Consider the following 13883-nt stretch of genomic DNA (forward strand, 5'->3'; position numbering starts at 1 on the left):
CAAAAATCACAGAAAAAACTTCGCAACAATGCTAGAGATTGCAAGCGATCCTGTGATCACGACAAATGCATCAAGGGCGGGATTTTTCCATTTGTCCATAGATTTGATACGATAGACTGCATACACAGGCATCAAAAAGAGAATCACAGCAATCACAGGTCCGCCCAAATCTTCAATAAAGCCCAAAATACTAGGATTGATATATGCGACGATGATGATCGTGACATACATAAAGACACTCGTAAATAGGCTAATCGCTTTGAGGTTTGGATTTTCATTACCAGCCATTTTGATCGCTTTGCGCAAAATCCCATTTAAGCCCTCTCTCGCACCAAAATAATGCCCAAAGAATGAGCTAACAATCGCCAAAAATGCCACAACAGGGGCACCATAAGAAATCACAGGATTGTTTAATTTGTTGGCAAAATAAGACAAAATGGGGATATTTGCCTCTCTTGCTGCTTGGAAATCTTGTGCATCAAGACACATAATACAGCTCACCACAAAAAACATCACAAAGAAAAGCAACATTCCTGAAGTCCTAAACAGCACTTGAGATGCTTTGTAAGGTGCCAAATCTCCATATTCTCTACGCATTGCAACAGAAAATGTAGAAATTGCAGGAGAATGATTGAAAGAAAACACAAGAACAGGCAAAGTGAGCCAAATCACACCTGCAAAGTTCTTGAAACTTGGCACTTCTTTTAGCAATCCAAGTTTCCACTCAGGAATCAAATAGACTGAAAAAGCAAACAAAACCAAGCAAAGAGGATAAACCAACATTTCACAAGCCTTTGTGATACGCTCTTCGCTCAATGTCATCACAAACATCATCGCACTCACCATAATTGTCGCAAGTACGATGCGATTTGGATGCCCAAAGCCCATTTGATTGACCAAAAAGCTATCCATTGTGTTGGTAATCCCTACCCCATAAGCCAAACAAATCGGATAAATCGCAAAGAAATACAAAATAGTGATCAACAAGCTCACTCCACGCCCGAAATGCTCTTCTGCAGCTTGTGTGATGTCTTTTTCTGCAGCAGTCGAAGCACACACAAAACGACTAAGCCCACGATGGCTAAGCCAAGTCATCGGAAAAACAAGCAATGCCATTATCACAATAGGCCAAAACCCTCCTGTCCCAGCACGAATGGGCAAAAACAAGATTCCTGCACCCACTGCAGTGCCAAATAAGGACAACATCCACCTTGTGTCAAACTTTGTCCAAGTCAAGTTCTTTTGCATAAACACTCCTTAATAAAGAATTAAGTACTTTACACTTGACAAATATTGTAGTATAAAAATTCCAAAAAAAACTTTTTTTTGAATTCCCACACAATACTTAAGGCTATATTGATACCACCAATCAGCTCAAAAGCTCTTTAGCAAATGCACTGATTCTCTTGCCATCAGCAACTTGTGCCAACCTTTTGGCAGCAGCCATTACTTTGCCCAAATCCTTGATGCCACTGGCTCCAACTTCTTGGATAATACTTACCACTTCTTGCTTAAGTTCGTGATCTTCAAGCTGTCTAGGCAAATACGACAAAATCACATCAATTTCTCCGCGTTCATGGTCTGCCAAATCCTCACGACCTGCAGAAATATAAGCTTCTAGAGAATCCTCTCTTTGTTTCAATGCACTTTTCAAAATGCCAATCACCCTATCATCATCAAGCACGATGCGTTCATCGACCTCCACTTGCTTGAGCGAAGCATTGAGAAGTCGCAACACATCACGCTTGAAATGTTCGCCATTTTTCATCGCTTCTTTCAAATCTAACGCCATTTTTTCTTTGATCGCACTCATTTCAAACTCCTTATGATTGTTTTTTGTATCATTGCATAAATTCATAAAAATACAAACAATTAGCGATAAGCATTCCCGAAACGCTTTGGATTCCAAATTGGAATGCAACTTGCTTTATATCCCTCAAATTCAATTTTGAAAGGATATATATTGAAAAAAATATTTTTGACACTCATTGCCTTTGGTAGCCTATGGGCAGTTGAGCCTGATATTGATTTTGCTCCACCAGAGTATGTAGAAAACATGCCAGAAAAAGAATTCATCCCAGAGTTCAACAAAGCAGGAAGTTTGTTTGGGCAGGGGGATCGTCCGCTTTTTTCAGATAGGCGTGCGATGCGTCCTGATGATCTCATCACGATTCTAATCAATGAGAATTCAGAATCATCATTTAGCACCAACAAAACTTTCAACGGGGCTTCCGGTGGAAATGTCACCCCTCCTATTCTTTCTTATAATGGCAATGATGAGGCACAAAAAGAGGCTGTAGAATATCTCAACAATCAATCCAACTTCAACCTCCAAAAATCCAACGACACTTCCAATTTTCAAGGTGGAGGGAAACAAAACAGAAGCCAAAGCACCAAACTCACACTCACAGCCAGAGTGATTAAGGTGCTAGAAAATGGAAACTATTTCATTTATGGCAACAAAGAAATTTTGGTTGATGGAGAAAAGCAGATTATGAAAGTTAGTGGAGTGATTCGACCCTATGACATTTCGCGTGATAATTCCATTGATTCTAAATATATTGCCGATGCTCGTATAGAATTTAAGAGTGTCGGTGCAATCAGCCAAACTACAACACAAAAGCAAGCCACACAAGCCATCAATGATACATACCCATTCTAAAAAATACGCCATCATCCCCGCAAGGGGTGGAAGCAAACGCATTCCACAAAAAAATATCTGTGATTTTTTAGGCAAACCTCTCATTGCTCACTCTATTTTGAAAGCAATCCAAAGTCGCTTATTTGATGCCGTGATTGTTAGCACAGACTGCCCTCAAATCTCTCAAATCGCAGAACAATACGGCGCGAGTGTTCCATTCAAACGGGAAGCCTCACTCAGCGATGACCACACCCCCACCCTATCAGTCATTATTGATGCGATCCGCAAATGTGATATACACCCACAATCCATCATTTGCTGTATCTATCCCACCGCTCCACTCCTACAAATCTCTACACTCCAACAAGCCTTCAAATCAATCAAGCACACCAAGGGCTATGTTTTTTGTGCGACACAATACGACTTCAACCCAATGCGCGCATTTTTGTTGCAAGATTCACAACCCACAATGCTCTACCCACAGCACCAACACACAAGAAGTCAAGATCTCGCCCCAGTATTCCACGATGCAGGGCAATTCTATCTCGCAAAAGCCCAAACCTTTCTTGATCATACTCCGATTTTTAGCCAAGATAGTTACGCCATCGTGCTCCCAAGCCATCAAGTGCAAGACATTGATACTTTGGAGGATTTGGAAATTGCAAAATTAAAATACAAGGTGCTATTTGGTGAAAATTGATATTTTCTATGACTATGGAGAATCAATAGGCTTAGGGCATTGGATGCGTTGTCAAAATTTGGCACAAAAGATCCAATCCTTGTTTGGTTTCATAGATTTTCAAATCCATTTTCATCGCATAGATTCTTGTGAGCATTTTGACGAATCATCAGATCTCATCATTATTGATAGCTATATCGCTGATTTGTCTTGCTATGCACGACTGCAGGAGAAGGCTATATTGCTGATTTGTCTTGATGATTTGGGAGGCAAAGTCTATCCACCCACATCACTCATCCTTGCTCCAACGCTAGGCTATCCCTACAAAAATAAACATAGTGGCAAAGACTATCTAATCATCAATGAAGCCTTTTTGCAACCCAAACAAACAAGCACAAAGCCCAACCATATCCTCATCAGTCTTGGCGGAAGCAATCAAAACCAACTCATTGATGAGATTTTAGAGAGCTTGCAAGAAAAAGATTTTGTGTTTCATATCGTTAGCCCGTATTATTCCAATCCCAAACACCACATCTATAAGCATCTTGAGCCCTCCAAACTCTCTACTCTGATTGATGAGTGTGAATATGTGATTTGTGCTGGTGGGGGACATCTTGGCGAGATTCTAAGCAGAGGCAAAAAAATCATTGCCATACGCATTAGCTCCAACCAAACCAATCCGATCAACTATTGCCTCAATCGCTCTTGGATCAAAGCGATCCTAGACCCCCAACAATCTCTCAAAACACAGCTTCTTGCTCACCTTGAATCACTCCAACACCACAGACCGACACGATGTCGATTTGGAAGCAAACTCGATGGGTTCCTTATCGCCACCATCCACTCTATCATCGCACAAAAAATAAGCCTCCATTTCAAAGCCAAACCATTCTCCCTACTCTCCCCAAGCCAACGCCAAATCATCCTCTCGCTACGCAATCAAGAAGGAGTGAGAGCTATGAGCCTAAACCACCAAATAATCACAGCCAAACAACATCAAGCTTTTTTGCGACAGCTTGGAAGTCAGGATTTGTTTTTTGCTTTTTTGGACACTCATACAATCATAGGGGTGGGAAGCCTAAAAATCAACCGACAAGATTCCTGTATTTTGGGGCTTTACAAAAATCTTGATATCAAAACAAAAGTTGGAGAGGAAATACTCAAAAGCCTTTTATTGTGTGCAACAAAAATCCTCAACATCAAGCACATCGATCTAGAAGTGTTGTCTATCAATACAAAAGCAATTCGGCTTTATCAAAAATATGGCTTTGTAGTCATCCACAAAGAAAGGGATCAATTAAAAATGAGGTTTGAAATCAAAAGAGGGGAAGAGCTTATTTTCTAAGCTCTTTGATTCTTGCAGACTTACCTCTGCGATCTCTTAGATAATAGAGCTTTGCTCTTCTCACGCGTCCGATTCTTAGGACTTCGATTTTCTCAAGGGCATCGCTATAAAGAGGAAATACTTTCTCAACTCCGACATTGTTGGCACCCATTTTTCTAACAGTAAAAGTGCGATCTACTCCATTACCGCGGATAGCGATACACACGCCCTCGTAGTTTTGCACCCTACTCTTATCCCCCTCTTGGATCTTGATCCCCAATCTCAAAGTATCTCCAGCCTTAAAAGATGGAACTTGCTTACCTTCAAGTTGAGCTTGCTCAAAACTTGCAATATATCTATTTTTCATTTTATGTCCTTAGCCTTCCATTTCTGATACAAATCTATGCGATGAAATTTAGTCTTAGATATGGAAAGTTGATTTTTTAAAACTTTTATTCTACTATGATTTCCCTTTGAATATTCTAAAGGTGGTGAAATTTCTTCAAACTTCTGCATTTTTTTGATTGTTTTTGCAAAAATAGGAGCTTCTAGCAAATGATTTTCAAAGCTCTCACCGCACAATGATTCTTGATTGCCAAGCACACCTTGAATCTGTCGAGAGATACTATCGCACATACACAAAGCAGGCAATTCTCCGCCCGTCAAAATAAAATCCCCTATACAAAACACCTCATCGGCCCAAACCTCCAAACTGCGTTCATCAAATCCCTCATAACGCCCACACACAAAAACAATATGCCGACAATCCCTCGCAAACCGCACGCTGTCCTCTTGTTTAAAAGCAGGGGCACAAGGTGTGAGAAAAATAATATAAGCATCTTTTGGAAGAGTTGCCAAAGCCCGATCTAGCACATCTGCACAAATGACCTGCCCAGCTCCTCCACCGATCTGAGGCTCATCGACTTTGCCATAAGCATTTTGTGCAAAATCTCTCAAACAAAGGATCTGAACATCAATCAATGCATTTTTAACCGCTCTTGCAAGAATCGATTGCCCAAAATAGCCCTCAATCAATTCCGGAAAAAGTGTCACAAAAGTAAAAGTCATAAGTTTGCTTAGCTAGATTTCCAAATATCTTTGGCGTCTTTTGTCAAAATCTTTTTTTGCTTCAAATCCAATCCAACAATGTAGCGATCGATATATGGGATCATAAAATGTTTGGGCATTTTTGCCTCCACAGAGTGATCCGCCCTTGAAGCATCAATCATCAAATAATCAGTATTGGCAATCCTCTCCACTTCTTTGACATATCCCAAAATCTCTTCATTTTCAACAATCTCACAACCAATCACATCAAAATAAAATGCCTCATCATCACCAAGTTGGCAATATTTGCGTGTATCTTCCAAACTCACAAACAATGCAAAATTTGTAAGCTTTTTGGCACTCTCCACACTTTCATAACCCTCAAAAATAGCCACTTGCTGATGATAGCTTTTGAGTTTCAATGACAATGCTTCTTGTTTGATTGTTGGGGATTTGGCATAAAAAACAATTTGGGATTGAAAGATTTCTGGAAAATCTGTGAGTAGATGGAGCTTAACTCCACCAAACACCCCCGTGGTTTTGCCAATTTTTGCAACTTGTATCATAGACTTTGGATACTGATACGGCAACTCAACCCATTTTTAACTTTGCAACCCGACAAAACGGTTTTGAGAGAATGGATCATCTTGCCATTTTTGCCGATGAATTTCCCCATATCCTCTTGAGACGCATACAAAATGATTTCTACATTTTCGCCATCTCGACGACTCTCTGCTCTGATTTTCTCCGGATAGAGGGCAATTTTTTTGGCATATTCCTCAATAAAACGCTCTACCATTGATAAACCCTATCTTACTTTGCTGTGAGTTTTTCAACTCTCTCACTCATTTTTGCACCCACACCTTTCCAATAAGCCAATCTTTCTTCATTGACTTTGACATAAACAGGTTGTGCCAATGGATTATAAACCCCTATAGATTCAATCCAGCCTCCATCGCGTCTTTTGCGGCTATCTGTTACAACGATTCTATAAAAAGGCTTTTTCTTTCTTCCCATTCTAGTCAATCTAATCACTGTTGCCATCTGCAATTTTCTCCTTAAGTGTTTGTAAATTAAACCGCTTATTATAAGTTTTTTTTCTTAAAACTCATTGATTTTTTGGCTTTTTGATAGAATCTTCCCAACCTTTTGACAAAAACCAAAATGCCAGACAAGGAATTTTATGCAGCTTTTTACAGCAGGACCCAGCTCAAGCCACCCATCACTCCTTCAATGCTTCAATTCACCCATCATTCATCATCGCAGTGAAGCATTTGCAGAGCTTTATGCAATAGTGCAAAAACACCTCAAAGCAATGATACAAATGCCTTATGTCTTTTGCCTAAATTGCAGCGGAACCGGTGCAATGGAATCCGCACTCTCCAGCCTTACGCCATCCAAAATCTTGGTTTTGGATCACGGCAAATTCTCTCATAGATGGGCAGTGATTGCTGATAGATTGCAAATCCCACACACACAAATCACCAAAGAATGGAATACATGGCACTCGCCTCAAGAAGTTTTGGAGACTTGCAAAAACGATCCGCAAATCAACTGCGTATGTTTGCAAACTTGCGAAAGTAGCGGAGGTGTCTCTCAAGACTATGCCCAAATCACACGAACAATCAAAGAATTCAATCCCAACATTATGACCATTGTCGATGCAATCGCATCTCTTGGGATAGAAAAACTTGATACGGCAAATATCGATGTCTTGATTGGAGCAAGTCAAAAAGGCTTGATGCTTCCTGTGGGTATAGGTTTTGTATGGATCTCACAATTTGCAAAAGACAAATTGATGCAATGCCAACCAAAGAGTCTCTACCTAGCATTGCAAAATCAAATCTCCAATCCCATCCCTTTTTCGCTTCCATCAAATTATTTTTTGGCTCTCAAGTGTTTTTTTGAACTTGTCAAGCCAGAGCTCAATTATTCGCTTGTCCAAACAAGATTCCAACAAACTAAAACTCTTTTGGAACAACTCAATGCTCCACTCTATTGTGCCAAACCGAGCTTGGGTATCATAGCCTTCAGAGATGAAGGAGAAAAAATCAGATCAATGCTCAAACTAGAGGGCATTCAAATCAGTGGAGGGCAAGATAAACTCAAAGGGCATATTTCAAGAATCGGAAACTTCGGCATTTTGCAGGAATACGATTTGTTGCTTGAGGCACTAAAAAGCAAAGTTTTGCATTCTGTGCAAACAGAACAACTCACAACAAAGTTTGATTGAAAATTCTTAAAATTTCAATACACAAATGTTTTTTATAGACTATAATAATCGTTATCAATTTCAAAAAAGGAGACCAACAATGAAAAAATTGATGTTATTTGTTTTGTCACAAATTCTTGTATTTGGCGTCGAAATCAATGTATATTCGACAAGGCACTATGATGCAGATTTGGAGCTATTTCGCAAATTTGAAGCTCAAACTGGAATCAAAGTCAATTACACACAAGCCAAACCCGCAGAACTCATCAAAAGACTGCAGCTTGAGGGCGACAAATCCCCTGCTGATGTGTTTATCACGGCAGATATTTCCAATCTGACAGAAGCCAAAAATGCTGGTTTGCTCACTCCGACAAACTCTCAAGTTTTGCAATCCATTGTCCCATCCAATCTTAGAGATTCTGATAGTCAATGGTTTGCGATTACCAAAAGAGCGAGGATTGTCGTATATGCCAAAAATCGAGGAGTTGATCCCAACCTTGTGAAAACCTATGATGATCTTGCCAAACCTGATCTCAAAGGAAAGCTACTTGTTCGCAGTGCTACATCTCCATACAGCAAGACACTCTTGGCAAGTATCATCGTAAGTGAAGGCGAACAAAAAGCAAGAGCTTGGGCACAAGGCGTTTTGAACAATCTTGCCACCAAACCAAAAGGTGGGGATAGAGATCAAGCAAGATTAGTCTATGCTGGAAATGGCGATTATGCTATCATCAATACTTACTACATCGGGCTCATGAAAAACTCCAAAGATCCAAGAGATGTGGAAGTGGCAAACTCATTGGGTATCATATTTCCCAATCAAAATGGTCGTGGCACACATATCAATGTCAGTGGCGTAGCGATGACAAAATCAAGCAAACACCCAAAAGAGGCTCAAAAATTTATGGAGTTTTTGGTCAGCAAGGAGGCTCAAGAAATGCTAAGCAACGCAAACTACGAATACCCTATCCGCTCTGATGTCAAACTCAATGAAACAATCAAAAGCTTTGGGACATTCAAAGAGGATCCCACCTCTGTCAATGAGATTGCTGCTAAAGTCAAAGAGGCAGTCAAAATCTATGATGAAGTCGGATTCAGATGAGAATTATATTTCAATGCCTAGCCCTACTTATCGTAGGGATTGTGGCAGTTCCAATCTTTGGAACTTTTGTAGAAACCTGCTATGTTTTCCTTCAATCCCTACAACAAGATTCATCACTTGCATTAGAGATCCAATCCAACCTCAAACACTTCTTTACATTTTTGTTTGGGCGTTTTCTTGCAGATAGTTTTATCGTCGTGTTTTGCGTATTGCTACTCAGTGCATTGATTGGGACAACTTGTGCTTATCTAGTCGCTCATTATCGCTTTTTTGGTTCTAAAATTTTAGACAAAATCTTATTCTTGCCCCTTGCAATTCCTAGCTATATCTTAGCTTTTGCGTATGTGGGACTCTTGGACTTTAGTGGGATTTTTTATGAAATTTTGGGTTTGCGGGTTGATATATTCAATCTTGGTGGAGTGATTTTTGTCCTCACCTTTTCACTCTTTCCTTATGTGTATCTTTTTGCAAAAGATGCCTTCCAAACAGAATCCACAACGCTCTATGAAGTTGCACAGACGATGAAATGCTCACAATGGCAAATCTTTTATAAAGTCTCACTCCCTCTTGCCAAACCTGCGATTTTGTCTGGTCTTTTGTTGGTTTTGATGGAAACATTGAGTGATTATGGTGCGAGTGCCTATCTAGGAGTGGATACATTTTCTGCGGGTATTTTCAAACTTTGGTATGACTTAAGCGATCCCTACTCTGCTAGCATACTTACAGCAATTTTGATGCTATTTGTATTGGGGTTAATGCAGGTAGAACAGAAACTCAAAAACAGACAAAAATATAGCTCCAATCAAAACTGCAAGCTCCTTATCAATCCCAAACCTCTGCCACCCATTCCATCATTACTCGCTTCTTGCTTCTGCTCACTCATCGCAACGCTTGGTTTTTTCCTACCACTATTTTGGCTTCTTTATTGGGGATTACAAGATTCCAAACTCTTTGAAAAAGATTTCTATTTGCTCGCCCTAAACTCATTGCATGTTGGGATCCTTAGTGCGTGTTTTGCTCTCATCTGTGCTTTGTTTTTGTGCTTTGTCATACGAATCACGCGACAAACATTTCTACGCAATCTCCTCACACAAACAAGCACTCTAGGATATGCTATCCCCGGTGCAGTCGTAGGGGTGAGCATGATGATTTTAGCCACAGCGATTTCAAACTTGACCAATATTCCACTTCTAGGCACTTCAATAAGCCTCCTTGTCTTTGCTTATATCGTGCGTTTTTTAGCCACAGCGATTTATTCCATACAAAATGGCTATGACAAAATCCACGCCTGTCTTGATGAAGCAAGTTTGTCTCTTAGGAGTGGATACATCAGACTTTGGTTCAAAATCCATTTGCCACTTCTCAAGCACTTCATCCTTTCGGCACTGCTAGTTGTTTTTATCGACACAATCAAAGAATTGCCAACCACTAGAATGCTTGCACCCTTTGGATTTGAAACACTCAGCACAAAGGCATTTTGGTATGCCACAGATGAGAGGCTCTACAACTCCGCACTTCCCTCACTTCTCATTGTTCTACTCTCTCTTTTGAGTATGCTCATAATTAATCTATGGATAAGGAAAGATGATGCTAGAGATTAAAAATTTATACAAAAATTTTGGCAAAACAGAAGTGCTTCGCGATGTGAGCTTAAGCCTCAAAAAAGGAGAGGTGTTGAGTATCTTGGGCAATAGCGGGAGTGGCAAAAGCACATTGTTGCGAATCTTGGTCGGACTTGAAAAGCCCACTAGCTTCACGCATTTTCATTGCACCACAAAAACAGCAATGATGTTTCAAAACTATGCGTTGTTTCCCCACCTCAATGTAGAAGATAACATTCTTTTTGCCTTGCAGCACTCTCCAAAAACCCAAAGAAATGCACGATTGCAAGAATTGCTCCGCTTCTTTGGTATCGAAACAATCAGGCACAAAAGAATCGATGAGATTTCTGGAGGACAGGCGCAAAGGGTGGCTTTTGCTCGTGCTATCGCGATGGAATGTGAGCTTCTTTTGCTCGATGAGCCATTTTCCAATCTTGATAGCCACCTCAAAGAATCTCTAAGGGGCGACCTCAAAGAAATGATCAAAAAGCAAGGGCTTTCAGCCATCATCGTGACGCACGACATCGATGATGCTTATTATCTTTCAGACAAAATCGCCCTATTGAAGCAAGGAAGCGTGATTGATTGCAATACCCCCCAATCGCTATACTTCCACCCAAAAAGCAAAGAATCTCAAGCTTTCTTACCACATCTAAATGTCATCGATGAACCGCTAGATAGCGATGATTTGTTTTTCAAATGGATCATCCAAAGAAATTATATTTTTAGTGCTGGAGAGATTCGGGTTGGGCATACATTTCGAGGCAAGGTATTGGAGCACAAATTCCTTGGGGCATTTTGCAAAGTCAAAGTGCAATACAAACACATTGTATTTTTTATGCTCACCCACCCACATCAATGCTTACAAGAATATATTGATTTTGAGATTATTTCTTGATCACCAAAGCTTCTTTGATCACCTCATCAATACAAGTAACTGGAATAATCTCAAGCGCTTCTTTCACCTCTTGAGGAATTTCATCCAAATCCCTTTGATAGTTTTTGAGAGGAATGAGTGCCTTTTGCACCCCTGCCTTATGAGCGGCAATCAATTTTTCTTTCAACCCGCCAATGGGCAAAACTTTGCCACTCAATGTCAGCTCTCCTGTCATTGCCACATCTGATCTGACTTTATAATCTGTCAAAATAGAGGCGATCACACTTGCCATTGCAATCCCTGCACTTGGTCCGTCTTTGGGTGTTGCACCCTCTGGCACATGCAAATGCAAATCATAGACTTCATAAGCTTGCTTAGTGCTTTTTTTGTCAAATTGGATTTGAGATTTGAGTTTCTTTTCACTCAAAAGCACCTTGACTACAGAATAGGCAATGCGCGCTGATTCTTTCATCACATCGCCCAAACTTCCTGTCAAAGATAGATTTCCTTTACCCGCAATCCTCACGACTTCGATTTTTAGCACATCTCCACCCACACTTGTCCAAGCCAAGCCATTCACAACGCCCACTTGATCCACCTTGTCTGCAGGATCAATCTCAAAAACAATTTTGTCCAAAAATTCTTTGAGATTTTTCTGTGTGATAGAAATCTTCTCACTCTCTCCATTGGTGCTATTCAACAGAATCTTTTGGGCACTCTTTCTCATGATTTGAGCGATTTTGCGACGCAGATTCCTCACTCCTGATTCGCGTGTGTATTTTTCAATCATCTCTTTGAGTGCGGTGGTAGAGATACTCACCTCAAAATTTTTCAATCCGTGCTTTTTGAGCTCTTGGGGGATTAGATATTTTTTGGCAATTTGCTCTTTTTCTTGTGGAGTGTAGCTAGAGATTTGAATGAACTCCATTCTATCTCTAAGTGGTGGAGGGATTTGAGAAATATCGTTGGCTGTGGCGATAAAAATCACATTGGAAAGATCAAGATTGAAGTTTGTATAATAGTCTCTAAACTCTTTGTTCTGCTCAGGATCCAAAATCTCAAGCAACACGCTTGTGGGATCTCCTCTAAAACTTCTGCCGACCTTATCAATCTCATCTAGCACCATTACAGGATCCATCTCTTTTGCATCAATCAAGCCTTGCGTGATACGACCTGGCATTGCCCCCAAATAAGTGCGACGATGACCTCTTAACTCATTGACATCTTCTAACCCCCCCAAAGCCAAACGCACAAGAGAACGCCCCATCGCTTTGGCAATCGAATTGGCAAGTGAGGTTTTCCCAACACCGGGAGGACCATAGAAGCACAAAATCGTCCCCTTGCTGTCTTTTTTGTCTTTGCCTCGCAAACTTAGCAATTCTTGCACAGAAAAATACTCCAAGATTCTCTTTTTGGGGTTTTCAAGAGAATAATGATCGCTATCGAGTTGTTTTTGCACTTTTTGGATTGAGATTTTTTGTCGGCTTAACTTTCCAAAAGGAATCTCAAGCACCCACTCTAGATAATTTTGCACGATACTTGCATCCCCGCTATCTTGATTCATCTTAGTCAATCTATCGATTTGACGCTTAATCTCTTTGTGAATCTCTGCACTTACAAAGGGTTTGATGTGGTTTAATTTGTCGCGATAGCTTTGTATCTCTTCCTCTTTTTGCCCCTCTAGCCCCAACTCTTTGTTGATTTGGCGAATCTGCTCTTTGAGAAAATATTCTTTGTTGATCTTGTCCATTTTGTTTTGGACACGCGTTTTGATCTCTTTTTGGAGTTTTTGGTTTGCAATATCTGCGACCACATACTCAATCAAAAGCAAGATTCTTTGATGCATGTCATCTTTGGCAAATAGCTCAAAGGCTTGAGATTTTTTGAGCTTCATACTTGAGGCGATCAAATCCACAATGCGATTGATATCCTCAGACTCTTCAATCGTGCGTAACAATTCTTGAGTGATATTAGAATTCACATTTGCAAGTTGCTCGACCTGCTCTTTTAGGACCTCAAAAGTCGCTTGAATCATTTCGGGATTTTGCTCTTGATAGACAAAAGGAGCGATCACCCCTTCAAGTGGATCTTGCGAGATAAGCTCAGCAATCACCCCGCGTTCTATTCCACGAAACAGAAGCTTGAGGCGTCCATCAGGCAAAGACACCTTACGCATCACTTGCCCAACAATCCCAATAGGATAAAACTCCTTATCGCTCCCTTCTTTGAAAAATGCGACAAAGAGATTTTTGTCTTCTTTGAGTGCTTTGTTTGCCGCTTGGATATTTTTGGCATTACTAATAAAAATGGGGGCTATCATGAAAGGATAGACATTGAAATCCTCCTCGATGATAATTGGCATTTGCATCGTCATTTCCTTACTCACAATCACTCCTTACT

Annotated in this window: 15 protein-coding genes; 7 read left to right on the forward strand and 8 right to left on the reverse strand. The window is 40.4% G+C overall.

Annotated elements, in window-relative coordinates; all coding sequences use genetic code 11:
- Positions 1-6 precede the first annotated feature (6 nt).
- Together BBW65_RS02915 and BBW65_RS02920 are read right to left on the reverse strand one after the other, a co-directional pair.
- The gene (locus BBW65_RS02915) at positions 7-1248 is read right to left on the reverse strand and encodes an aromatic amino acid transport family protein (RefSeq protein ID WP_066339462.1); all 1242 of its coding nucleotides are present in this window, start codon (positions 1246-1248) and stop codon (positions 7-9) included.
- Between the two features lie 121 nt (positions 1249-1369).
- Positions 1370-1813, reverse strand: coding sequence for a GatB/YqeY domain-containing protein (locus tag BBW65_RS02920; protein ID WP_066339465.1), 444 nt, complete (start codon positions 1811-1813; stop codon positions 1370-1372).
- A 102-nt stretch (positions 1814-1915) separates the two neighbouring features.
- Here BBW65_RS02920 and flgH point away from each other — a divergent pair, with 102 nt between their 5' ends.
- From flgH to BBW65_RS02935, 3 genes are read left to right on the forward strand one after another with little or no spacing between them, the layout of a single operon-like run.
- The gene (flgH, locus tag BBW65_RS02925) at positions 1916-2662 is read left to right on the forward strand and encodes a flagellar basal body L-ring protein FlgH (RefSeq protein WP_066339467.1); all 747 of its coding nucleotides are present in this window, start codon (positions 1916-1918) and stop codon (positions 2660-2662) included.
- Positions 2595-3341: a pseudaminic acid cytidylyltransferase gene (gene pseF / locus BBW65_RS02930; protein WP_233702095.1), complete on the forward strand. Its 747-nt coding sequence runs from the start codon at positions 2595-2597 to the stop codon at positions 3339-3341. The genes flgH and pseF overlap by 68 nt, the downstream gene beginning before the upstream one ends.
- Entirely contained in the window at positions 3331-4665 is a 1335-nt protein-coding gene (locus tag BBW65_RS02935) for a bifunctional UDP-2,4-diacetamido-2,4,6-trideoxy-beta-L-altropyranose hydrolase/GNAT family N-acetyltransferase (RefSeq protein ID WP_199919470.1), read from the forward strand. The genes pseF and BBW65_RS02935 overlap by 11 nt, the downstream gene beginning before the upstream one ends.
- On the opposite strand, the gene rplS is transcribed toward BBW65_RS02935, so the two are convergent.
- From rplS to rpsP, 5 genes are read right to left on the reverse strand one after another with little or no spacing between them, the layout of a single operon-like run.
- Entirely contained in the window at positions 4655-5011 is a 357-nt protein-coding gene (rplS, locus tag BBW65_RS02940; RefSeq protein ID WP_066339480.1) for a 50S ribosomal protein L19, read from the reverse strand. The two genes, BBW65_RS02935 and rplS, sit on opposite strands and share 11 nt — an antisense overlap.
- Positions 5008-5712: a tRNA (guanosine(37)-N1)-methyltransferase TrmD gene (trmD, locus tag BBW65_RS02945; protein ID WP_066339482.1), complete on the reverse strand. Its 705-nt coding sequence runs from the start codon at positions 5710-5712 to the stop codon at positions 5008-5010. The genes rplS and trmD overlap by 4 nt, the downstream gene beginning before the upstream one ends.
- A gap of 8 nt (positions 5713-5720) precedes the next feature.
- Complete coding sequence (gene rimM / locus BBW65_RS02950; RefSeq protein ID WP_199919471.1) at positions 5721-6281, reverse strand: ribosome maturation factor RimM; 561 nt, start codon at positions 6279-6281, stop codon at positions 5721-5723.
- Positions 6254-6490: a KH domain-containing protein gene (locus tag BBW65_RS02955; RefSeq protein WP_066339486.1), complete on the reverse strand. Its 237-nt coding sequence runs from the start codon at positions 6488-6490 to the stop codon at positions 6254-6256. The genes rimM and BBW65_RS02955 overlap by 28 nt, the downstream gene beginning before the upstream one ends.
- Before the next feature lie 14 nt (positions 6491-6504).
- The gene (gene rpsP / locus BBW65_RS02960) at positions 6505-6735 is read right to left on the reverse strand and encodes a 30S ribosomal protein S16 (RefSeq protein ID WP_066341781.1); all 231 of its coding nucleotides are present in this window, start codon (positions 6733-6735) and stop codon (positions 6505-6507) included.
- Between the two features lie 139 nt (positions 6736-6874).
- Between rpsP and BBW65_RS02965 the strand changes: the two genes are divergently transcribed.
- From BBW65_RS02965 to BBW65_RS02980, 4 genes are all read left to right on the forward strand, one after another.
- The gene (locus BBW65_RS02965) at positions 6875-7924 is read left to right on the forward strand and encodes a pyridoxal-phosphate-dependent aminotransferase family protein (RefSeq protein WP_066339490.1); all 1050 of its coding nucleotides are present in this window, start codon (positions 6875-6877) and stop codon (positions 7922-7924) included.
- 79 nt (positions 7925-8003) lie between these two features.
- Positions 8004-9005, forward strand: a complete 1002-nt coding sequence (locus BBW65_RS02970) for a Fe(3+) ABC transporter substrate-binding protein (RefSeq protein WP_066339492.1) — start codon at positions 8004-8006, stop codon at positions 9003-9005.
- A complete protein-coding gene (locus BBW65_RS02975) occupies positions 9002-10606 on the forward strand; it encodes an ABC transporter permease (RefSeq protein WP_066339494.1) in 1605 nt (534 codons plus the stop codon). Before BBW65_RS02970 ends, BBW65_RS02975 begins: the two co-directional genes overlap by 4 nt.
- Positions 10593-11504, forward strand: coding sequence for an ABC transporter ATP-binding protein (locus BBW65_RS02980; protein ID WP_066339496.1), 912 nt, complete (start codon positions 10593-10595; stop codon positions 11502-11504). Before BBW65_RS02975 ends, BBW65_RS02980 begins: the two co-directional genes overlap by 14 nt.
- On the opposite strand, the gene lon is transcribed toward BBW65_RS02980, so the two are convergent.
- Complete coding sequence (gene lon, locus BBW65_RS02985) at positions 11494-13851, reverse strand: endopeptidase La (protein WP_233702100.1); 2358 nt, start codon at positions 13849-13851, stop codon at positions 11494-11496. The genes BBW65_RS02980 and lon overlap by 11 nt on opposite strands.
- Positions 13852-13883 lie beyond the last annotated feature (32 nt).

The organism is Helicobacter enhydrae, from assembly GCF_001693335.1.
In the GTDB taxonomy this organism is placed as follows: Bacteria; Campylobacterota; Campylobacteria; order Campylobacterales; family Helicobacteraceae; genus Helicobacter_G; species Helicobacter_G enhydrae.